This window comes from Noviherbaspirillum sp. (genome assembly GCF_035254685.1).
Classification (GTDB): Bacteria; Pseudomonadota; Gammaproteobacteria; order Burkholderiales; family Burkholderiaceae_D; genus Noviherbaspirillum.
On record NZ_DATFAI010000030.1, the window covers coordinates 1 to 22,327 of the forward strand.

General features: G+C 56.2%; 11 protein-coding genes, 1 tRNA gene and 1 pseudogene. 6 read left to right on the forward strand and 7 right to left on the reverse strand.

The window, feature by feature from the left end; all coding sequences use genetic code 11:
- The first annotated feature begins 485 nt into the window (after positions 1 to 485).
- Both VJ698_RS14065 and VJ698_RS14070 read left to right on the forward strand, forming a co-directional pair.
- Positions 486 to 1,754, forward strand: a complete 1,269-nt coding sequence (locus VJ698_RS14065; RefSeq protein ID WP_324103404.1) for an MvaI/BcnI family restriction endonuclease — start codon at positions 486 to 488, stop codon at positions 1,752 to 1,754.
- A 231-nt stretch (positions 1,755 to 1,985) separates the two neighbouring features.
- Entirely contained in the window at positions 1,986 to 2,522 is a 537-nt protein-coding gene (locus tag VJ698_RS14070; RefSeq protein WP_324103405.1) for a hypothetical protein, read from the forward strand.
- Between the two features lie 197 nt (positions 2,523 to 2,719).
- Here the strand turns inward: VJ698_RS14070 and VJ698_RS14075 are convergent.
- Positions 2,720 to 3,926, reverse strand: a pseudogene (locus tag VJ698_RS14075) (IS701 family transposase).
- 591 nt (positions 3,927 to 4,517) lie between these two features.
- Between VJ698_RS14075 and VJ698_RS14080 the strand changes: the two are divergent.
- A complete protein-coding gene (locus VJ698_RS14080) occupies positions 4,518 to 4,958 on the forward strand; it encodes a very short patch repair endonuclease (protein WP_324103406.1) in 441 nt (146 codons plus the stop codon).
- Positions 4,959 to 5,116: 158 nt separating this feature from the next.
- On the opposite strand, the gene VJ698_RS14085 is transcribed toward VJ698_RS14080, so the two are convergent.
- Positions 5,117 to 5,192, reverse strand: a tRNA-Phe gene (locus VJ698_RS14085).
- A 63-nt stretch (positions 5,193 to 5,255) separates the two neighbouring features.
- Positions 5,256 to 6,911, reverse strand: a complete 1,656-nt coding sequence (locus tag VJ698_RS14090) for a DNA cytosine methyltransferase (RefSeq protein WP_324103407.1) — start codon at positions 6,909 to 6,911, stop codon at positions 5,256 to 5,258.
- A 643-nt stretch (positions 6,912 to 7,554) separates the two neighbouring features.
- On the opposite strand from VJ698_RS14090, the gene VJ698_RS14095 reads away from it, so the two are divergent.
- From VJ698_RS14095 to VJ698_RS14105, 3 genes are all read left to right on the forward strand, one after another.
- On the forward strand, positions 7,555 to 8,157 hold the full coding sequence (locus tag VJ698_RS14095) for a hypothetical protein (RefSeq protein WP_324103408.1): 603 nt from the start codon (positions 7,555 to 7,557) through the stop codon (positions 8,155 to 8,157).
- 558 nt (positions 8,158 to 8,715) lie between these two features.
- The gene (locus VJ698_RS14100) at positions 8,716 to 9,216 is read left to right on the forward strand and encodes a hypothetical protein (protein ID WP_324103409.1); all 501 of its coding nucleotides are present in this window, start codon (positions 8,716 to 8,718) and stop codon (positions 9,214 to 9,216) included.
- Positions 9,217 to 9,369: 153 nt separating this feature from the next.
- Positions 9,370 to 9,987, forward strand: a complete 618-nt coding sequence (locus tag VJ698_RS14105) for a hypothetical protein (protein ID WP_324103410.1) — start codon at positions 9,370 to 9,372, stop codon at positions 9,985 to 9,987.
- 567 nt (positions 9,988 to 10,554) lie between these two features.
- On the opposite strand, the gene VJ698_RS14110 is transcribed toward VJ698_RS14105, so the two are convergent.
- The 4 genes from VJ698_RS14110 to VJ698_RS14125 all read right to left on the reverse strand — a co-directional run bounded on the left by VJ698_RS14110 (position 10,555) and on the right by VJ698_RS14125 (position 22,278).
- Positions 10,555 to 12,057, reverse strand: coding sequence for a PD-(D/E)XK nuclease family protein (locus VJ698_RS14110; protein WP_324103411.1), 1,503 nt, complete (start codon positions 12,055 to 12,057; stop codon positions 10,555 to 10,557).
- A 317-nt stretch (positions 12,058 to 12,374) separates the two neighbouring features.
- On the reverse strand, positions 12,375 to 13,526 hold the full coding sequence (locus tag VJ698_RS14115) for a PD-(D/E)XK nuclease family protein (protein ID WP_324103412.1): 1,152 nt from the start codon (positions 13,524 to 13,526) through the stop codon (positions 12,375 to 12,377).
- Positions 13,523 to 19,477: a DEAD/DEAH box helicase gene (locus tag VJ698_RS14120; RefSeq protein WP_324103413.1), complete on the reverse strand. Its 5,955-nt coding sequence runs from the start codon at positions 19,475 to 19,477 to the stop codon at positions 13,523 to 13,525. Before VJ698_RS14120 ends, VJ698_RS14115 begins: the two co-directional genes overlap by 4 nt.
- Entirely contained in the window at positions 19,474 to 22,278 is a 2,805-nt protein-coding gene (locus VJ698_RS14125; protein WP_324103414.1) for a hypothetical protein, read from the reverse strand. Before VJ698_RS14125 ends, VJ698_RS14120 begins: the two co-directional genes overlap by 4 nt.
- Positions 22,279 to 22,327: the final 49 nt, after the last annotated feature.

Here is a 22,327-nt window from a genome sequence, read left to right on the forward strand (position 1 = left end):
GCTACGCGGCATGAAGGCCCGGACCAAGGAAGCACTTGACTTGGCATTAACAAAGATCATTGGGAAAATCAGTAATAGCGATGCCAGAGGATGGTTTGCCCATTGCGGCTATTCCATTCACTGATGTGAAAACCGCTCTAGGGAGTACGTGCGAATATGAAGTTCTGCAATCTACAGGTGCCTTCCGTCTTCGTCCCTGACAGAAAAAATTGGGCTGTCTTCACTACTGTAACCGTCGACACAATGTATCGGCATGCGACTACCTTTGTCGAGCCGGCTTGTCGTATCAGTGAGTCCAGCAATTACCATTATCAAGATGCGTTGTGGTTGCGGCAGGACGGTGGCGGTTACTTTAGAGGGAATCAAAGGTCTGTAATACCGAACATGCTCATTTCTCATAGATTTAGACAAGGCTGAGGGATTAGTGCCTTGAAAGTCGTACTGGTTAGCTCCAGAGCAATGGCATGAGTTGAATTAAATTTCGTTTGAAAATAGCAATAAACTTTCCATTGCGAAAGTTTTCTTGTTGGTTGTATATTGTTGTCAAAACATTTAACTACAACAATATGCTAATTAGCGCAGATACGGATATCAAGGAAGCCTTGCGTTTTTTTACTGAGAAAAATGTCGAGGTCGCGTTTATCGTGCCGACTAAAAATGGCCTTAATAAAAGCATAATGGATGCGACGGCAAGTGTCCGTGCATACCTAAGGGAACGGGGAGTACACGATTACGAGACGCAAGCGCAAGGAGACGTGAACAAAGTTAAGATCAAAGCTTACTTCGTAAAGCATAACGAAATTGTTAAAACGACAGCTTCCCTATATCGTCCCAAGACAAAGAAGGGTGATCCTCGAATTTGGTTTAGCAAACTAAAAGAGTATGCTGCTCCCTTTAACCTACTGGCCGTAATTACAGATGGCACTGCACTTTACCTAGTAAATGTATCGCGCAAAGAAATTCTTAACAGCGCGCTTCAATTCGGTTCCCCCTTAAGTAAAGTCATTTATGCAGCGTATAAGCAAACTTCCCAAGTAGCGGAGGAACTGCTTACCAAGTTGCGCGCTGTGGCAGCAAAAGGATTTATTTATTCCCACAAAAAGGGTGACACGGCGGTTGGTCATCTGCTTGAAACAGAGCTATGTATTCCGGCGAATTCGCGCAAAGCGCCCGATTACAAGGGTATTGAGCTAAAAAGCGGCCGCATTCGACATACGCGGAAGACGCTTTTTGCACAGGTGCCAAACTGGGCGCTCAGCGTTTGTAAGAGCAGTCGGGACATCGCTGAAAAGCATGGGTATGACCGAAATGGTCAGAGAAGGTTATATTGCACGCTCAGCACGAAGCAGCCAAATAGCCAACAATTATTTTTAGAAGTCGATGAAGCACGCGGGCTTTTGAAAGAAAAACGCCATTTGGATCCCCAGACAACAACGGATGTAGCGGTGTGGGAATTTGAAGTTCTCAAAGCGGCGCTTGCAAATAAACACCGTGAGACGTTTTGGATTTCGGCAAAATCGGAATTTCATGAGGGCCGGGAGCGATTTCGTTATGAAACAGTAACTCATACAAGATCGCCGAACGTAGCAGCTTTTCAAACGCTATGTGAAATCGGTGTGATTACCGTGGACCACCTTATTAAGATTGAGGGGAAAACAGTCACCGAAAAAGGGCCGCTCTTCAAAATTAATAAGGAAGACTTCAATTTGCTCTTCCCGCCGCCTATGAAGCATCACTTAATCGAGCCAGGTTAGGGCCTACGCTAGCCGTTTACATACCACTTTGCTATGACCTTGTAGAAGTAGTGAACTGCTGCAGCTGGCAGACCTGACCGGAGCTGTTTAGCGGCTGCAATTCACACAGCACCGCCGGTGCCGAAACATTCCGGGTGCGCTTCGGCGACGCGGCGGGCGCTACCAGATAACGGACAACGGTGTTTCTTGAAATGCCCAGCTGGCGGACTATCTGACGCTCGTGACATCAACATGACGGTGAAGGAGGGTATTCGCCGGAAAACTATTGCCTTCACGAGATCTGTGTTAGAAGCCAGGTCGGAGTTGGAACAAATGTTGGGCGGAGCATTCCAGACTGCGATTGCCCACGTGCGACGTATCCCTGAATGGAAAAAGCTGGATGCATGTACCGACAACGGACTCCAAGCACTCGACGACGAACTCACCAAATACCGCAACAGCATCCCGTTATTGAAGCGCAATCGCACGGTCGAAGATATGCTTAACTCGCTGATCGGTGCGAGGGACAGCGATGCTGTATGTTGGCTGATGCCATTGATCGGAAAGCGTCGGTTCCGACAATATGTGATGGTGGACGTCACGCGCAGGTCGGATTCCCTTGCCGTAATTGAAAGGGAGATCGCGGAAGCGGCGACGGGCACGGGGCAAGCCGGCTACGTTGCCTTGCACGGCCGCGAGCGACGTACCCTGTTGCGGACATTAGTGGCATTGACACAGCATGGCGTGATCGACGCATACACTGGTTGTAGTCGACCGGAGAGAGCGTGACGAGATGGGCGAGGGCTTCCGAAGCCTGTTGTATACTACAGTTGTAAGTCATACCAGAGTGATTCTCCGCAGCCAGTGATAGAAGCGGGCGACGGCTTGGTGACGCCGTCTCCACAGCGACCAATGAATCACCATGGCGACCTCCGGCAGTGTGCGCCAGACCAACCGGCACAGCAGTTTCCGGATTTCCGGTACCGTCAGGGCGATGCAGGCATGCGCTGCCGTTTCCACTTTTCCATGCACCCCGGGCCCCTCTTTTTTTTGAGCGGATGGATGTCCGCAGCAAGCCGGCAGGCGGCGGCCAGGAAGGCGTGGGCCGTCATCGCCAGCGTGATATGCCGGTACCAGCCGTGCCAGCTGCGCACTTCATACTGGTCCAGCCCGACTTCCCCCTTGGCTGCCTCGAAACACTCTTCGATCATCCAGCGCATGCCGGCCACCTGCACTAGCGTGGGCAAGTCCGTTCCCGCCGGCGCATAGCACACATAGTAGGCCAGCTTGCCGTCGGTGCGGCTGCGCCGCAGCAGCAGCCAGCGTTCGCCGGGCATCTGCCATGACAGCAGCGGGATACGCACTCAGTCGTACCAGCGGGGCCCCTTCGCGCCGTTTCCCGCCGACAGGGTTTTGCCAGGCCTGCGCGGTCACGGCACGGCCCAATTGCTCCACCGTTGCCTGACGCATCCGCTGTGTCCACACGTACTGGTTGCTGCGCACGGCCAGCACAAAGTGCAAGTCATTCTGTTCCAGCCAGACGCGCAGGCTGCGGTTGTCCCCATACACTTCGTCGCCGGTAAGTCAGGCAAACGGCACCTGCGCTGCCACCGTCCGTTCAATCATCTGTTGCGCCAGTTGTGGCTTGGTGTGGAATTCGACCTGTTCCGGAATTCTGGCCGCCTCGCGGCGCTGGGCATCTTCCGTCCATTCCCGCGGCAAATACAGTGCGCGATCCATCAAGGCCCGACCATGCTTTCCCGCATAAGCGAGAAATACGCCGATCTCGCAATTCTCGATCCGTCCCGCGGTGCCACTGTACTGGCGATGCACGCCGGCGGAATGCGTTCCCTTCTTGAGGAATCCCGTTTCATCGACCACCAGTACGCCGCACGGATCGCCCAGCTCTGCAGCAATATATTCCCGCATATCGTCGCGCACCGCATCGGCATCCCGCGGCGCCCGGTCCAGCAGATGCTGCAGGCTGTACGGGGTGGAATGCTCCACTGCCTCGGCCAGTTGCCAGCCGTTCTTGCGTTCCACCGGGCTGAGCAACCCCAATAAATACTCCCACGCATGCCGTTGGCGGTCGGCCCGTCCGAAACGGGGGCTGAGGTACGCAAACAAGCACTCCAGATCTTCCCGCCAGCCCTCGCTCAGGGCAACATACTGATTTGCAACGTCCTCTTCCATCGCCAGTCCTCCTGCCACCATCGACTTGGACTGGGAACCTCAGCAGGCATTCACCAAACTTGCGACTGTAGTATGTACCCCTGGATCTTTGGTGCTAGCAATGTCGGTTCTGAAGGGATCGACCTACACACGTATGCTGCGCACCTGATTCATTTTGACATTGAGTAGAACCCGGAGCGCATGGAACAATGGGAGGGAAGGCCGACCGCCTGAACCGGAAGATCAAGGAACCAGTCAACGTATACTTCGCCCTCGTGCGCCACACCTATGACTAATGCATGTTCCCCCAACTATTGGCACGTCAGCGGTGCCATGCAGTGTTGCTTGGTACAAATGGAAAGAAGGGGCAAATGGACATGGCTGCCGAGGGGGACCAAAACGTACGGATGATTGGTACCCGGCAGTGTTCCGACTTGGAACTCAATATAAAGCCGGTGGATCGCCGCTCGTAAAGGGCAAAATGTTGTGCGGGGCTATGCTGGGACGATTTCGGCACTGGGGCACCGATACCTTCCCGCAACGCCACGCGGAGACGAACCAGACATCGCGGCTCAGGGCTATTAAAGATACATCACCTATGATTGCCAAAACATGGCTGACACACTTACACCACAGGAACGCAGTAAACGCATGTCACGCATCAAGTCGAAGGACACCCAGCTCGAAATGGATGTTCGCCGTGCGCTCTATGCACGCGGACTTCGATATACGGTGCATGACGCGTCCCTGCCGGGCAAGCCCGACATGGTGTTCAAGGGCCGTCGCCTCGCGGTCTTTATCAATGGCTGTTTTTGGCACGGGCACCGTTGCCCGATCGGCCATGTCCCGAAATCGAACAGTAGTTTCTGGAAATCAAAAATTGCGACTAACCGCACCCGCGACGCACGCAATATCCACCGCCTGCGCGCGATGGACTGGACGGTCGTCAGTGTCTGGGAGTGCTCGATGCAGACACAAGCACGTGCGCGGGAAAGTATCGACAAACTTGAGGCAAGGATCCGCAAGGTAGCGCCCCGCCGCAAACGGGCATGAGCCGACCCCACACGACGCGCCGGGGGATTACCAGTGTGCACTCTCTTTGAGAGAAGCGCCCGCCATGCGAGCGCGGTTAAGTAATCCTACCTATGGACTACCTTTTTCGCCAAAACAAAAGGGCTTACAACGAAATCGCTGTAAGCCCTTGATTTTCTTGGTGGCCCGGGGCGGAATCGAACCACCGACACAAGGATTTTCAATCCTCTGCTCTACCGACTGAGCTACCAGGCCAAGGCGCGCAAGTATAGCAAAGCCGCCGTCGAAACGGGAATCGATAGTGGCCCTGCAATAAGGTCACGCGTCTTCAATTGCAATTTGGCGCTTTGTTACCCGTGTACGCTGTGGCCTAGTCGCCTCTTGGTAATAGTCCTCCAATTTCTGGATTACCTCACCGAGGGCCTTACCAAGGAGTGGGGGGACCGCATTCCCGACCTGTGTGTACTGCGGGACTTCAAACTTACGCATTTGCCCGCCTGTCGTAACCTTCGAGCGGAAAGCAAACTCATCCGGGAAAGACTGGATGCGGGCCATTTCCCGGACGCTCAAGGTACGGAGGTCATCATAAGCCCAGTTGTAGTGGCAGGCATCGTCTGGGATCGACAATGCTGCCGGCGCTGGCTGCTTCGGGTCTAATGCCTTTTGGGAGTGCTTTCGTGTACGGTGGTCGATGAGGAATGCGTCTAGCTTCTTACGCTTTTCCTTTAGGTTCCCCTTAAACCGCCCATGGGACCCATCTGGCAGCAAATATTCATAGTCTAGTAGCTGGTCGGCGACTTCCGGTGGAAGGGAATCCGACTCTCCACCCAGGACGCCTTGCACCGCCTTTTGCGCGCTCGGCTCTTCCAACAGTACCTGATACAGGCGGAAGCGACGTCTTACCTTGTCGCTATTGCTTCGCAACTCGCGATTCTGCACTTCCTCGAATGGATGTGCGCGGTTCAAATGTCCTGCAAAGGTGCTCTCGAGAAGGTCGACATACTCCGAAGGTGGTTGCCCCTCCTCATCCTGACGGAGGTCGTCGATCGCGTCCTGCACGTTGTACTGTTTGTGGTGCCGCAACGGGGACAGCAAGCCCTTGAAGAGGGCGTTGTCCTTGTTAAGGTCAAAACAACGGATGTCGTCGTCTTCGATGGGTAGGTTTTCTTGAACCTTGTTGTAGAAAATTTCGGACTGAGTAAACAAGCCCGGCTCTTTTTCTTCCAGTCGTTGCTTGATCAAATCGTAGACACCGTCATACCGGATTCCGATCATCACGAAACGGGGTCGGTTTTGTGCGACGCCAGCAAACCGTGCATTGGTATGGACGCAAAGGGGGACGTACTGCTTTTCCGCGAACGCCTTGGCGACCTCGATCCATGCATATACCTTTTGGCCGTCAACGTCGAAGGGTCGCAGGATGCCACTTACGTTCTCCAGCAAGACAAACTTGGGCTTTAGCTTGGCGACGAACTCCGCAAACTCACCGGGCAGCTTGTTCCGGGCGTTCGTATATTCACGCATCCCTGCCATGCTAAAGCTTTGGCACGGCGGGCCGCCAGAAATCAGATCGACCTTACCTTCCAAGGCGTCGACAACTTGCTTGTTCTTCTCCAGCCATCTATTGAAGTCAACAATGCTACCGACGACCAACTTCCCTTTCAGGTCTTCCAATTTGCCGGTAAGGTCGCAGTGCGGTTCCGCCACATTGTTTGCTTGTGGGTTTTCCCGAAGGCGGTCCTTTAATCGCCCGTCAGGGTAGGCGCTGGCAAGCCATTTCGTCGATTTTGCGCGCGCACCATTGGTGCCTGCGAGCTCCTCCAAATCCTCGGCCAGGAAGTTATACGCGAACGTAGTCGCCGCCATGGGGGACAGCTCATTGGCGAACAAAAGCTCGAAGCCGGCGGCGGCCAGCCCCAGGTTAAGCCCGCCGCAGCCGGCAAATAGCTCGATATGGTTGAGCTTGTGCCCCATTTTTCCTCCAAGAAATAACTTCAACCGCCTTCGTCCAGCTCAGCACGTGGGTATTTGGCAGCAAACAGTAACTGTACGTTCATACAGTAAATTTGGCAAACGTTGTCGATGTGGAATCAACTGCTGGAAAACCACTTCGGTAGTGACGTGGCATTGTAAGAGAACCGACGCTTAAAGTCCAGGGTTGGATGGAAACTGTTCCGCAAGTAATACAGCGTTTTCCAGCCGAATCAGCATTTTTTTGTCAACCAGCCGCCTGTCCACCATTGTCCAACGCTATTGCAGAACAAGGCATTGCTGGAGCCATGTCGCCGGTACATTTACTTTAGAGGCACACTTGCACTCCTTGCTCGAAAAGACCTTCACGTCTGTTTTCCCGGTGCGCACACTGCGCTTTTACGCAGTGTGCGCACGTGTAAGGGCACTGGCGGCACCACGCACAGGCGGCCGTGCAGTGAAGGTAGGCGTAGGCAACGGCGATCGACGGAAGAGAGCGCAACACTTCCCCTCTAGTTGGACTGCTGGCACTCCGACCACCGCATTGGGCTTGAGGTCCATTGCGTTATGCCCAGTAGCGAATGGAACGCGCGCCGCCGATGTGCAAGTGGCCTCTCCTGTACACTAAGTACATTAGCAACCCATATTGGAATTCCTAATCTTGCCTTACTTCAGACACGTATTTGACGCCGAAGACTATGCAGCAGCGGAGGCGCGAGTCGACAGCAAACCCCTAAACAAACACTCGTATCTCGGACCCGAAGGGCAGAAGAAAGGGGCGCTGGGGGAGATCGCGTTCGAACGGCTCTTGGGTCGCCTTGGGATAGAGTTCAAGTACGTCAATACCACGGTCTTCGACTACGAAATCTATTTTGGCGACCGGACGATAACCGCGGATGTAAAGACCAAGGCACGGAACTACCTCCTCAATCCAACCTTTGAGGGCTCCATTCCTGATTACGTTGCGGCGCACCAACAATACGATTATGCGATTTTCACGAGTCTGTTAAACAACAATGACCCCAACGCAGAATTCGATCATGTACTAGTGCAAATCGGAGGCATGGCCGACCAAACCCTGATGCTAAACAAGGGATATCCCCAAGTGGCAGGACTTGATGGCTTCGGCGCCGATGGTAATAAGTGCAAGTTTGATTGCCACAACATTTATTTCGGCGACATGGTTGATCCCGTCGACTGGTTCAAGCATTTCGGTGTGAGGTGCCCTCCTACGCTCCTAGCACCCTGAGTCCAGTAAGGTATACATGCAATAGAGGGCAGCAGGCAAGTCCAGCCAAAGTTGTAGTCCAAGTAGCGGACCGTCCAACAGCCCTGCTCGGACAGAGTGGGTCAATTCTGGGTGAAAACTACACTACAAGTAACCCGGTTTCCAGTGTGCACACCTGTCATTCGCAGAGCCGGCGTTTACATGCGAAACAGAAGATCGCACGCACCGACAATTGTTCACCCTGAGAGACGGATCCTGGATTTGTCCGTCGACGAAGCAATCATGTATAAGGGGGAGCGATGTTGGCAATAGCAAGGAATGCACGGAAAAGCTTGGCGTGGCCGGATACGAGCGAGGCCTGTCTACGTTTGTGGCCCAGCGGGGAGCGCGTATGGTTGGATGTCCGCGCAATCTTGATCGGTTGGTCGCTACCCGACCACGTGAATCGCGTGGATAATCTATTTTTCCTAAAACCCGCGTGTGCCCACAATTTCTTGCTTACGCTAGGATAAAAACGGCATAAGCTTCGCTACTTGCGGCCTGTGCTAAGCAGGACAGCGGGGGAAAAACAATGACAATATGAGCCAAGACTTCCTGCAATCAGTATACCGGGAGCGCCTTCTCAAACACGTACTCATCGGTGAGTTGTTGAAACATGCATGGCTGAACCACGGGGCTGAGCTGGAAGTTTCGCAGCCTGCAGTCGACCGGGCAGGCCACGATGTCGTGTTGGAAGCCAAGGGAACGGTTCGCCACGTCCAGCTAAAGTCTTCTTCCCTATCCGCCACGACGCGGTCGCAGGCGATCCACCTCCAGTTGGCGAATAAACCCTCCGGCTGCGTGATTTGGATGAAGTTCAACCCGATTGACATGCGGATCGACCATTTCATGTTCTTCGGAGGCGATCCTGACAAACCGCTGCCTAACCTGTTTGGCTTCGAGACGTCAAAGCATACCAGGGCCGACGCAAATGGTGTAAAGAAGGAACGCCCGAATTTGCGTATCGTTCCGGTTTCTAGCTTCCGTTCAATCGGCTCCGTCGATGCCCTTTATAAAGCACATTTTGGGTCGGCCACGTAATTTTCGGATGCCCTTGTCGGCGAGGGAAATTCCAGCGCTAACCTGTCCATGTTTGACCGGCGTCTGCGCCTGCTTCCTTGCAAGATTAAACGTCACGCGGGCAAATAAGGACCGCTGCCACGGTCGAATTTAAACTTTAATCATCGTCAGCCCATGTACAACGTTTCAACGATGAAATCAGAATTGGATAACGCCCTGGCAGTAGTGCAAGGGCGTATCCGCGACCAGTTTGCAGTCGCCTTCGAAAATATTTACGGCGGCGGCATGGTCCCACACCGATTTTCCGCAGCAAATCCAAGGATCGATGTCGTCCAACTTACTACCCACGATGATCTGGCAAAAATCTACTCTGGCCAGGGCTTCTACATCATCCTTTCAGACCGGCCGGTTGACGGCAATTCCTGCCGCCTTAGCTTCGGGGCGCTTCGCGCCATCTACCGGGGTGAATGTGGGACAGTGAGGAAGCGGATCCAAAGCCACCTGCTCAACTCGCGATATAACGCGGAATACCAGGCACGCGCCTCCCGGTACAACGCCGATCCCAAAAACAAAGGGAAGTTGTTCTACGAGCCCCACTGGGCACATTGCATCAAGCTTGATGCGGGTGGGCCGAGTGGGATTGACATCAATTTAGAGCCGCACAATCGGTACAGTTGGGTTGTACTGGTGCACCGGATGAATGAAAGCTCGCAGGAAGTCCGAAAGCTTGCGGAGCTCGCATTCGATGACGCATTCGGCCATCCTGCGGGTAGTCGTGACACCAAGCCTTAGGTTAGCCTCCAGTTGTTAAGCTGGTGGCTAACGCGCAAGTGTGTCAACGTTGCGCTCACATATCATCAAAGTCAGACTCTAATTTTGACGATGCCGTCGAAAGCGGTCGTCTAACGTTTGAGCTCAGCGGCCTGCAAAGCCCGCAAGCCGTAACACGTTCGCTGGAGTGAAGGGTTAGGCGTCGTTTTGCCGTGGTCGAATTTGCACCTTTAACGTCATTTCGTGGGATTGGAGATTCGTTGGAACAGCGAGGTGCCGCTTCCGATACGCTAGTAGTGAATCGAGGATCGCGTACGTACAGGCGACCTTGCGAGGTTCCTCCTGCGTCATCTCCAAGAAGCCAAGGATTCGATATAAAGGAGAAATCGGTCATTCATCGAAGTCTCGACCATAGCCGGCACTTAGGCTGCATTACCCAAGCAATGGCTTCCATTCGGTGATTACCTGATCCAGCGTGGTACTCGATTCCAGTGGGACAAATCCAGAGTTTTCATTGCTCTATCCGTGTTCTTGCGTGAGACGGTGTGTGCATTGCCCGACATTGCCAATGCTCCTGAGGCGGCAAATTCATGCCTGGCCAGCCAGGCACTCCGCGAGCGCTTCTTCCGTCAGGACGGCTGCCTGTTGCAGAAAGTCTAGAAACTTCGGAGACACCATTTTTTTCTGGAGTACCTTGTAGTCGCCGGCCTCGAAATTCCACTTCATCACCGAATAGAACTGCTCTGACAGTACCCGCTCCTGTATTACCGGACGATCCTTTTGGTTTTTCCGCACCTGAGTCTGTGGCCATGCAATTCTGTATAAACACCTGAGCCTGTCCACCAGCGATGCCCGGTTCATGCCTTCTAGGGGACCAACGACCACATGCAAACACCATTTGTATTGAACTACTGAATCAGATCGATCAGTCTGAGAGCGACGGCTGCCTTCACGGGACCTGCCGCCGTCAGCTGAACAGCGGATTTCAAACAGGACGCCGTTTTCCCCTGATGTCCACGGATACCGCTCATCTGAGCGCCGCTTCTTCCCACACTGTTTAGATAGTGCGGCAAGTGCGCTATCCGGTGCGATGGGCAGGAACCGCAAGTATCCGCGATTGGAATCATCTCGCAAAATCTGTAGATTTCGCTCCTTGAGTCCGGATCCCCACTGGTGTGTGAACCACCGCAATACCTGCGTCGATTCGTCGGTGTCGAAGCTGGCAAGAAACTGAAACGTCTTCATATAGCGACGATACAGTCCCCAGCTGGGTTTCAACGGCGCTCCGTCGGCGAGCCGCGGCCATTCATCGATCAGCCTTTTTATGTCTTCCTGCACCCGCGGGTATTTCTCCATCAGCCTTTCTGCAAGTGCATCCGTCGTTGCATAAGCGGCTTCTGATTCCACAATGTCCCGCAGCACCTGTGCGTAATGGCAGAGGAAGATGGCAACGTCCTGAGAAGCAGAATGTGCCGTCGCGTGTTGCGTAGCGACCAGTGCCGGGTACACCAGCTCGCTATAGGTGACGTGTACCCATCCCGTGTTCGCATCCTGTTCCTGTACGGTCAGATAAAGACAATGAATTTTATGTCGCTTAAACTTTGCATCCAGCCACTTTTTATAGTTCTGCAGTTGCCCTACCCCTGCCTGTGCCTGGATTTTGTTTTCGATCGCAATAACAAGGTCTCTACCTCCGCGCGTACGCAGCGGAATCTGCATAAAAATGTCGAGCTGCCCGCCTTTCGGGTTTGCATTGGCTTCACTGGAAGGCGCTTCGTCCAAAGGAGTTGAGTTCTTGAATGGTATCTCGGGAATCACACGGGCGAGTTGCAGGTCGAGATCCTGTACTTCAAGCTGCTTCACACCATCGAGCGAAAGCTTGCCAAGCGCAGCGGCCTGCAACAGAAATGCGCGCAGGAAGACATCACCCAGTCCATGGGAAGCCAGGGGATCAAGTAAGTGTGCAAGAAAGCGTGTATGCCGTATCTCAGCATTACGCAGATTGAGGACATCAAAGAAGTTAAAGCCGCTAAGCTGCCGGTCCAGCGCGACAAACGCCTCGTCGACGAGAATGTTTTGAATTTGTGACATGGATAACGCAAACGAATGGAAAGGGCGGGGAGGATGCATCCAAATTTATAGGGCAGCTATATTTTACTCACACAGTCAGGCTTGAACTGTATTGATGCTATGTGACAGATTGCGTCGCGTCCTCTTGTGGCTGTTTTTTAATGGAGATATGCTGGCTTTACCTGGCCGAGCAGGCGTTCATTGCCCTAGTCGTAAGCCATGCGAATCCTCAGCATTGGTAGGATTTAGCCGCTCATTCAAATAAGAAAATTACGCACTGATTCGCTGGGGAGTCTCGGGAATAATTCCCTAAGCGCTCGACAAGTGGGCGCAGGTGGCTATGCAACCCGCTTTAGGGTCGCCTCGAATGCACTAGCAGCGGGGTTGTCCTCGCGGAAGATAAAGAAGTTTGCGGCAAACTTTGCACGTGTGAGGTCATCAAAGTGCCCTAGGCCATACGCGGCCACCAATGTCCCGGGCGTGGCATCCTGCAGTAAGTGTGCCGGCACGCCTCCAATAGAAACGATATGGCCCTTCGTAGTGCGGAGGCGGAGCGAAATAAGAGCACCCATTGGGGAGACTTCGATGATTTCACCCGCGACATCCTTTGGTGACAGGCGTTGGTCACTCGTTGGGGCATGCTGAAGGCAATCCAGGTAGGCCCGGCAAGACGGCCGGAACCCGCACCCTTGGCAATGTACCCCCTGCTTTGATAGGTGGTCGGCATCGACCACTTCACCGCGCGGCAGTTGGCACCGTAAGCGATTGACCAATTGCAGCGCGGTGGCCTCGAGGCCGGCATCCAACTCCCCCTGCCAAGAAGAACTTGCACCCGCTAGCTCTAGGAAAACCTTCGGCGGCCCAAGTACCTTCTTAACGAGTATCCCATATGCCCCCATTTGCAGCAGGTATTCCGCGCGCGGCCCGCCATCCTCACCGAGCACGCTGCCCGTCTTGTAGTCGACAATATGGACGTTGCCGACATCGTCGGCGTAAGTGAGGTCGATATAACCGCCAAGGTCAAGGCTTGAGTCCTCGAACTTCCTCTCCGGCCCAATGGGGCTAGCGCTTCCTTGGCCAGCCGTACCGGTGCCAACCGCTGGCAGCCCCTGCGGGTGCGCCTTGAGGATTTTCATCACGAAGCTGCATGCGGACACAACTTGCGGCACGCTAAGCACGCCGGCGTGGCCGGCCCGCTCGAACGCGAGTTTGAGTAACGGGTTTGCATCTTTCTTGGTCACCGCCGCCGCCAGCAGGGCATGGAACTGTTCCAATAACTCCTGCGCCTTGGGCAGGGGCTTCCCCGTGGATTGCTCAATCAACCCATGGGTGATCGTGCCCCTTAACGCGATTGGGTTGGAAGAAAGGCCGCCCTTAGGAGGGCGCTCCGTTTCAAGGAGGTAGCGCAGCGGGCAGGTCGTGAACGTCGACAGCTTGGACGGCGAAATCGGCCTCGTCCGTTTTAGCGTTAGCGGCACGTTTGCCATCATGCCCCTTGTCCAGCACGTAGGCGCGAAAGAACGCTTCCCATCTGCCTTGCCAGCTCAAACGTCGTCACCGGCACGAGTTCACCATTTTCAATGGCGAACTCGCTAAGGGCAGGATGCTGCTCGAGCACCGACTGCCATTGCCAGAACGGGTGGACAATGGCCGCCCACTTACCACTCACGACTTCGAGCAACGGGATTGACCCAATCTCGATACGATTGCTCCCAAAAAAGCTGGCCGCCTCGTCCCGCAGTTGCCGAGCCACTTCCGGCCAATCCTCGACGCTAGGGGAATCAAAGTTGCCGTCTATTCCCAGCGTTTGCCCGGCGTCAAGTAACAGGTGGAGTACGCCAAGGCCGAGCCGCCAATCGAGCAAGCCATGGTAGGCCTGGTTGCCGTAGCGATGCAGGCAGCGGTAGCAACCGGTGAGGCACTTGGACGTGTGGCTCGCCTCCATCATGTCCGCGAGTGGTGATTCCCCGCGTTGATGAACGATATGCTGGATGACTTCCAAGATGATAGGCGCGCCGGATGTCCCCTGCTGCTGCAAGCGGTCGCACAGCCCGGAGCCATTGATCAGGTCGTCGGAAACCTGCAAGAACGGCATCATCGCGCCGTCTGGCATGCGCTTGAGGCGGGGTTCCAGGATTTGGAACTCATCCGGGTCAACGTCAAGCAACTTGCGGGAGGCATGGTTGATGGCCATGAAGCATGCCGACAGGGCGCCAGAGCGGAATGCTTCCGTTGGCCGCAATTGGCCATCTTGGCTCGGTTTCTGGAATTGCAGCCAAGCGGGAAGGGTAGCAGGCGCTAGGACAAGGGAGTCCGTCACCTTCGGTGCCAGTAAGTAGAAATTGGATTCACCAACCCCATCCTTGTCCGCCCCCCAACGCGCTTGCGTATCCCGGTAAGCCTCATTAGGCGCGGCGAGGATATTGCTGTCGACGTAGACGCCATTCGCCCAAACCCAATGTTCTTTGCCATTGTGAAGGTAAGTGGCGCGAAGGTCTCCCTTGGCAACGGAAAATCCCGGCCACGAGTTCTCGGAAGGTTGTCCCTTGTTCAGCCGTAGGACGCGCGACTGGTTGCTGAGGCCAATTTTGAGGTTCGATCCGGAGCAAGACCCCGTCGCGACGTCTTCCGCTTCGGCCATGACGATGCGGTTGGACCGCGCAAGGAAGTCATTGCCATTACCTTCCACCCGGCTCGGCTTCAGCGACGTGATGAACCCGCGGGGTACGTAGGTCTTGATAGCGTTGGCGCCAGACATCTCGGCCCCACACGATTTACACGTGTGCCCTTCCATCTGCCCAATGCGTGCCTCCCACGCCCCGCATACCGGGCATTCGGCAAACTCCTGCATTTCGCCGAGGTCTCCGGGCACCGACTGGAAGGACTGCGATTTCGTCTTCGATTGTTGCAACATCCCACCCGCAAAGCCGACGGTAAGGTAACGCCGTTTGTCATGCGTCAGGAATTTGCCCGGTGCAAATTCCTGGATCGCGACATCCAGGTCACGGTCCATGGACGCGAAGGACACGCGGCCGTGTTTGCCGAGGACGGGACGTGTGTGTAGCACCCTTGTCCGGGTCGGCATGCCGTACATGGGGAACGCGCCACGCTCGGCCAATGCCTCGGCGAGGCCCTTGCCGGACATGGCAGGATCATGGGTGGCATCCTTGACCATCGTGACCGCCTTGCCAATATCCAACGCAGCGATGATTGCCTGCGCCCGCGCCTCATTGCCTTGGACACAGAGCAGGGCAAACTTGTCCCGGCGCTTTGCGCCGGCACCCAAGGCTTCCTTGATCTTTGGCATCCACGTCGCCCATTCCGCCTTCAAGGTCTCGACCCGGAAAAACTCGCCGTGGTTGTCCGGCTTGGTTAGCAAGTCGTCGCCTGGCCATTTTCCTTGGTGCCCCCGGCGTAAGTCCCTGAATGCCCCGACGAGCCAATGCTTGAACACCAAGCGCTGTGCGATTTGGTCGAGCCCCGTGGTGAGGAACGGTGGGGGCGGCGGGTCGCCGGTAATCTGCTCCGGGTGCCAAAAATAGTGCAGGTCATGGCTCTTGCTGCGGCAAACAGTAAGCACGAACGAAAACGCCTGCCCGCGGCGACCAGCTCGGCCCACGCGCTGCTGGTAGTTAAAGCGCTGGGGCGGCATATTGGCTTGGAATACGGCACGCAGGTCACCGATGTCCACCCCGACTTCCATGGTCGTTGTGACAGATAGGACGTCGACCAGACGGGCCGCACGGTCTAGTCCAGCATCAGCTCCGACGCCGCTGAATCCGCTTGGCAGGATGTCGTCGTCGTCTTGGATCAGGATGCCCTTGAAACGGCGCAGGCGTGCGGCAGGGTTCGACGTCATACCCGTCAATTCCTCGGCGCGGAGGCGGTAAGCCCCCTTGGACCGCATAATGCGCTTGCCAAGGAAATTACTCTCCCTAAGCTGCATAACCGTGCCGGTGGCAGTGGCTCGCAACGGTGCGAGGCATCGGGTACAAACCTTCGCCCCTAGGTGCACGTGCACGCGCCCGCAGCCCGCGCACCGCCAATACTGCGCATCCACCGGCAGCGGCCGGTAACCGATCTTGATGACGGAGATAAGGCCATTCGTGTGGCCCTTTTCAAGCAGCTTCGCGAGGAAGTCGCTAAGGACGGCATTGACGTCCTTCCCGGAGGCCGCACAGTACGCCTTGGCAAACTCGCGCAGGCGCCGGTTGATATTTTCAGGCCGGTCCCATGGTGCATGCTTGGCGCCGTACTTGGAGGGTGTGACCCGGCCGGCGTCTGCCAAGACACGGACCATGGCGTCGAACGGTCCCATCGCCTCCCGTGTTTCGCTGCCGGCCAATGGCAAGCATGGGTATCCCCATCCCGATTCCTCGAGTGCGAAATACGTCCGGCTAAACAATGTCTCCCCGACGAGCTCGACGAGGTCCGCGGCAACCTCCTTGGAAGCCTGCTTTAATTCGGCCTCGTAGGCATCGTTTTGCCGCCACAGCCACTGGCCATCGGCTTTCTCGAACAACTGTTGCCAAGCAAATGAAACCGTGCCGTTGTGCCGTGGCTCGGGGACAGGGGCCAACCCTGTGCGGTCAGTCGGGTGAATGCCACGTTCGACCATGCCAGCCAAGAGGGGCCGGATCGGTGCGCCTGGGACAGGCTCGATGGGCTCAAGGATACTAGCCATGTCCACCCAGTCGTTCTTGCTTGCTTTCGCCTGCTTACTAATTGCAGTGAGCTTGGCATATAGCGCAAGGAATTCGTCTTCGTGCTCCTCTTGGCCGGTGATCTCTTGGATACGCGCCATCACCCGGGCCTTTTCTTCTTGCAGTTGGCCGGCATTACCCAGCGCATCACGTAAGGCCTCGAGGCTGCGGACAACGAGTTCCCGACGGACGTCATCATGGTGCCCGCCTTCAAGGTCAAATGCGGCATTTGCCGCATCTTGCCGGCTGTCCGAGAAGGAGACAAGTCGCTCTTCGCCATTGCCACGCCGCAGCTCCGAAATCAGCGTACTGGCGAGCAGCTGGGTTGTTTTCGCAAAACCGACCCGGAAGCCACGGATGGGTGACAGTTTGCCAAGGCCTTTCCGATAGGAGATCGCGCAGGATGGGCACTGGAAGGGGAGTGCCGTGCCAGAATCCGCAGGCGAAGATTGGTTACGCCGCTCTTCACCCTTGAAGTTCGCTTTATCTACGTAGTAATGCCAGCCGGGGATACCATTGCCCAGGGGCTTGGCAGCGACTGGCGTAATGGTCGCTGTCCACGGGTCGTACTCGGCTTGCCGCCAGCGGCCTTGTGCTTCGTCGTCGGCCGGTTCGTCGTTCCCCTGCGGCCAAAATTGGCGAACGGTCGGCATGAAGAGTGCGTAGTCTTCCGCCGAGCGCTGCTCGACCATCGTTACCTTGGCACGCTCCGGCAACGAAGCAGTATCCGGGTCGTTAGGCAGCAATTCAATACGCTCGCCCGCCCCCCCCGACTTGGCGAACTTACCGCCGTAATACAAAGTGCCGCAACATTCACAGTAGAGCATGTCCACCATGCGCGACTTGCGCCCGTCGCTGTCGCTGGAACCGTACCGTGTTCCCGAGTCCACGGACAGGTCGCCAAACAAGCGTTGGGTCCGTTCAGCCGGCGGCTCGTCCGAAGGCGCGGGGAGGGGGGCCACAAATAGTCCCTCGAGCGCACGCAGGAAGGTATGTACCCTAAAGCGCGGTGCGGCGGATGGCGGGTTGAAGTCAACACCGAACCACTCCGGCCACAGGTCCGAAAGGGCACGCAACCATACCAGTAGGCCGGCTACTTCCGGTCCCGAATCGCCACCGAACACGGCTTGACCGATGGCACGGGTCGTCGTTGCGCGCCTACCCCCTGATTGGTCAGGGGCACAGCCCGACTGCAGTAGCCGCCCAGCCATTGCCACGGCCTCGGCCGCAATGGCGGGCACTGTCTTCCCAACGGTACCAATGCCCAGAGCCGAAGCTATACCGTGCCATTGTTGTTCCAGTAAGGGGATCGCCTGTTCCCCTTGTTGGCTGGCCTCCTTGGCCGCAGCGAGGGCAAGGCGGAGCTCGGTCGGACTCCCGCCGAATAACTCTGCCGGCACTACAGGGGAGGTACCCTTCACGATGGCATGCGCCCAGTCCTCGCGCTTTGCCGTGGAAGGCAAGCCCGCCGTGCCGAACATGCCCCAAAGGTAATCCAAGCTTTGTTCCCGCTCCACGCCATCTACAGGCAGTGATGCGCTAGAACAGAGGATCCGCAGTTTATGCTGGTGGGCAGGATCGGTAAGGCCAAGTTGCTCAAGCAGCATGCGCAACAAGTAACTTACTTCCGTCCCCGCTGACCCACGCTGCAAATGCAGTTCATCGATCACCAAGTAGAAATACGAATCCGGATCGCTTTCAAGCCACTTCTTGGTCTGCGCAAAGACCGGCTCATCGATTTCACGCACCAACATCGTGGACAACATGCTTGTGTTGGTGATGAGGATATCCGGGGGGGTCTGCTGCATCTCCCAGCGACTCACAACTTCGTTGCCCGGCGCACGGGGGAAGTTGAATTGGAGCCCCTCCCCATCTTTTCCCATTTCCTTGATGGCCTGTTGCGTTTCCTCCAGTTGCGCCATGTATTTGCGCAGATCTTCCACGCGCTCAGCGACCTTCGCCTTGTCCTCATTGACCCGCGGGTGCTTCAGCCAACCAGTAACCTTAGTTGCACTCGTGTAGCGCCCGAAGAAAATGCGGTTGCCGTTGAAGTGCTGCTCCATTGCCTGATGGGCAGCGTCTGAATCAAGTGCGCGCCGTAGGCGGACCATTTGGTCCTCCACCAACGCATTCATCGGGTACAGGACGATCGCACGTATCGCCTTCGGCCGCCTCGCCGCTTCGTAGCCGCTAGCGCGCTGGAATGTCGGAGCGTTACCTTCGGACTGCCACCAAGGCTTCCAATGTTTGAGGTTGGGGCTTGCCGGCCACTTCTTGGCTTCCTTGGACAGGGCCGCGAAGATCGGCAAGAGGAACGATTCAGTTTTCCCCGAACCGGTCCCCGAGGTCACGATCCCCGGCGTGCTCTTGCCTATGCCTCTTGCGAGCATATCGAGCTGGTGGGTGTACAGGGCAAACCGACCCTTTGCCGAGTCATTGGGGTCGGCGGGGAGGAGGCCCGAAAGGCAAAGGTCGACGAACGCTTCCCGCTCCCCTTGATCAAAACCGGCGAGCCACTTGGCGCCGTCCTTCGCCGCCCGCAAGCCGTCGATGCGCAACCCGTAATCGGCATAGGCAGGCAATGGCTCGAGGTAAGGCTCCGTGCACAACGTGTCCACCTCCTCGAGGAGCGCACGCCGCTTGGCCTGAATGTCAGGATCCCCGATACGGAATGCCGTTTCAAGGTACGTAATATAAAAATCCCTAATCGCGTCGAACGACGAAATCGGATCAATCATTTAGCGCCATCCTTTTCAAAAAACGCTTGGCCGAACAAGGTGTCGGCGCCATCAAAGTACTTTTGCCAAGCCTGTCCCCCCGTCGTCGCGGGCAACTTGTCGCGCGGCACGCGGCCCACACCCAGGGCTGCGATGGCAAAGGTGCTCGCGTCTTCGGTAGCCATGCCGGTTGCGCATGCCGCGGTGTACAAGCGGGCCGCCGTGGACAGGGATCCTTGGGGTAATGCTTCCAGTGTTGGGGGAAGGCTAGCCGTGGCATCAGGCCCAAGGGATTCAAAGTAATACCCAGCGTCGATGAAAGCGCACGGCTTTGCATCAGGCAATTCGGCGTCGCAGTAGTCCCCCCAAGGTGCGCCGGTATCGACCACTGGAAGGGCCATGGAAGTGGGTGGATAGCACGGGAATACCGACCGCCCTTGGACGAAATCCAAGATAAAGACAATTGGCGTCGAAAGCTGCAGTAGCCGGGTCGCGCCGCGTTTGTCCGTCCATGCCAACTGCCGTGAGGTTGGGGGGGATCGGCACACATCAAGTAACTCCGGGAGGAGTGACTCTGGAGGCACGCGGTTCACCCCATGCAAGCGTACGGTCCTTGCCCTCGGCTGTCCGCCTGCACTACACAGGAATTCACCAAGGGACATGGCTTGGGCTTGCTTACCAATCCGGACTACCGCGGGCGCGTTCAGTAGGTCGGACACGCTAAACATGTCCGCAGAAACCGACAGGTCACAGGCAATGCCACCAGACACTGTGCCCACAAGGAACTCGTACAGTTCCTCTTGTCGCGGCCCGGCCAAGGCAATGACGCCGTTGGCTGATGCGGCAATTGCCGCATGCATGAGCTTGCTGCTCCAGCCAGTACCCAATGCCCACTGCGCAATCGTCGCGTTGAGTTGCTTCTTCGTCCCGATACAGGTTCCTGTTTGCGCGAAGGTACTACCCGTTCCCGCCACGGCGTCATCCGCCACTTGCTGGTCGCGCGGCTGCACGCCACCCCCGCCGATTCCAAGCGCACGGCTGATGACCGCTACTTGACCCAAGGTCTTCATGCCTTCCGCGCTCGCGGCTTCGAAAGCTTTTTTTACTTCCGAAGCCAGTGAAGCTGCCTCGCGGTCGATGGAGGCCTTGAGGTTCTTTAGCTCGGACTGCAGCTGGGCCTTGTCGGCCTGTAATTTAGCCAGCTCCTGATTGGCCGCTGCGGCCTGGCCGACCAGCTCGCTTGCTACCCGTTGGCGCTCCTCGTCGAGCCGCGCCTTCACCTCCGGCAACTTGAGTATGTCGTCAATGACAGCATCTAACATGGCCTTGCCATCGATCAGAGCCCCGACCTTTCCCTTTGCACGTTCCAACGAGTTGCGTAGCGCCTCGTCCGTCGCCTCTGCTGCCGCCAACGCTGCCAATTCGTTGACCTCTGCCTTGGTCACTTGAGCAAGGCTTGCGAGGCTGGACTTAGCCTTGAAGAGGCGCTTAACCAAGACGTGGGCGGGTGCGCAGTCGAACTTCTTATGTGGAGCAGGGAAAACACCCGCGAAGACGAGCCGTTTATGGAAAATAGAAAGCGGCAGGTCGTTGTAGGCAACGAGCGGGAAATCAAAATTGGCGTTCGCAGGATCGGTGACATCCCCCGAGAGCCGGAAAATGGTCCCATCTGCCAATCGGAAGAGTGGGCAGACATCTTGGTGCGGCTTGTACGACTGTTGGATCCAAATCCGGACCTTATCGGGATCCTCCTTCGGGTGCGGCACCTCGACTACGTCGTACACGCGGCGCTCGTAGCGGGTGACACTATAGTGCGCGCTCTTGTCGGTATCCATATGGAGCACGCCCCAAACACCGAGGCCGTGGTCGTTTGGTGGCACCAACCCTGTAGTGTGGGGGAAGGCAATTGCATCCCCATTTTCCAAGAAAATTTCGCGGGCTTCCCCAGGCGCCAGCTCGATGACATGGCCGTCTTGGATAATCCCCAGAATGTGGACAAAAAATGTTCCGTTATCAAGGACCCGCTGCCGCACGCCAATGACCACCATTTGTTCACGGTCGCCAAGGTCCACGTCCGCCAAGCCCAGCGCTGGCTTGGGCTGTCCGTGCCCCTGTACAACCTGATGGTTATACGATTGTTTATAGAGAGAGTCGAGGACGCTTGCAAACCGTGTGCCGACAGGTGTCCTCAGGTCGAGCAGTTTCTGCTTCGCCGCACTATATGTGACACCGTCATGGCGGGCCGCAGCTACCAAGCCGGCAATGACCGCCACCCCAGGGCGGGCTAATGATGCACTTTGCCCCCGCCCCAACGACAGTAACAAGCCATCGTTCGCGTCCAAGTCGCCGAGGGGGATACCAGTTTGCACTGCAGACGTGGCCGGTTGTCCTAGTACAGGTACTTGTGTGAGGAACGACTCGACGACTGGCTTTCCGACATTGCCGGCGAAGGCGTGTAATACCGAGCGCCAAAGTACATAGGCCTCTTTTTTTGAAACAGCGTCCCTCCCTACACCGGCGTGGGCGGCGAGGCGTTCGCATGCGTCGGCAACTGACGGGAGGTCGGAAAACTTCCCATTCATGTAGAACCATTCCTTGATATGTTCCAACGCCTCGTCACCCATGTCAGCAATGAACTTCGCCTTCCCGAGGTGGTTCGGCGGGACATTACTGGCCCGGACTCTTGCGGCTATAAGCTGGAGCTTCTTTTTCTTCAAGCATTCGCCAAGCTCTGCGTCGGAAGCTCCATGGAAAAACATGTCGCAGAGGCGCAGTTTGTTCCATTGGGTTTTTTGGATGATTGGTTTTGGGACCGATGACATACTGGGCAACTTTCTAATGAAGGCTATTTACGAAATGGGTCAGCTTTTT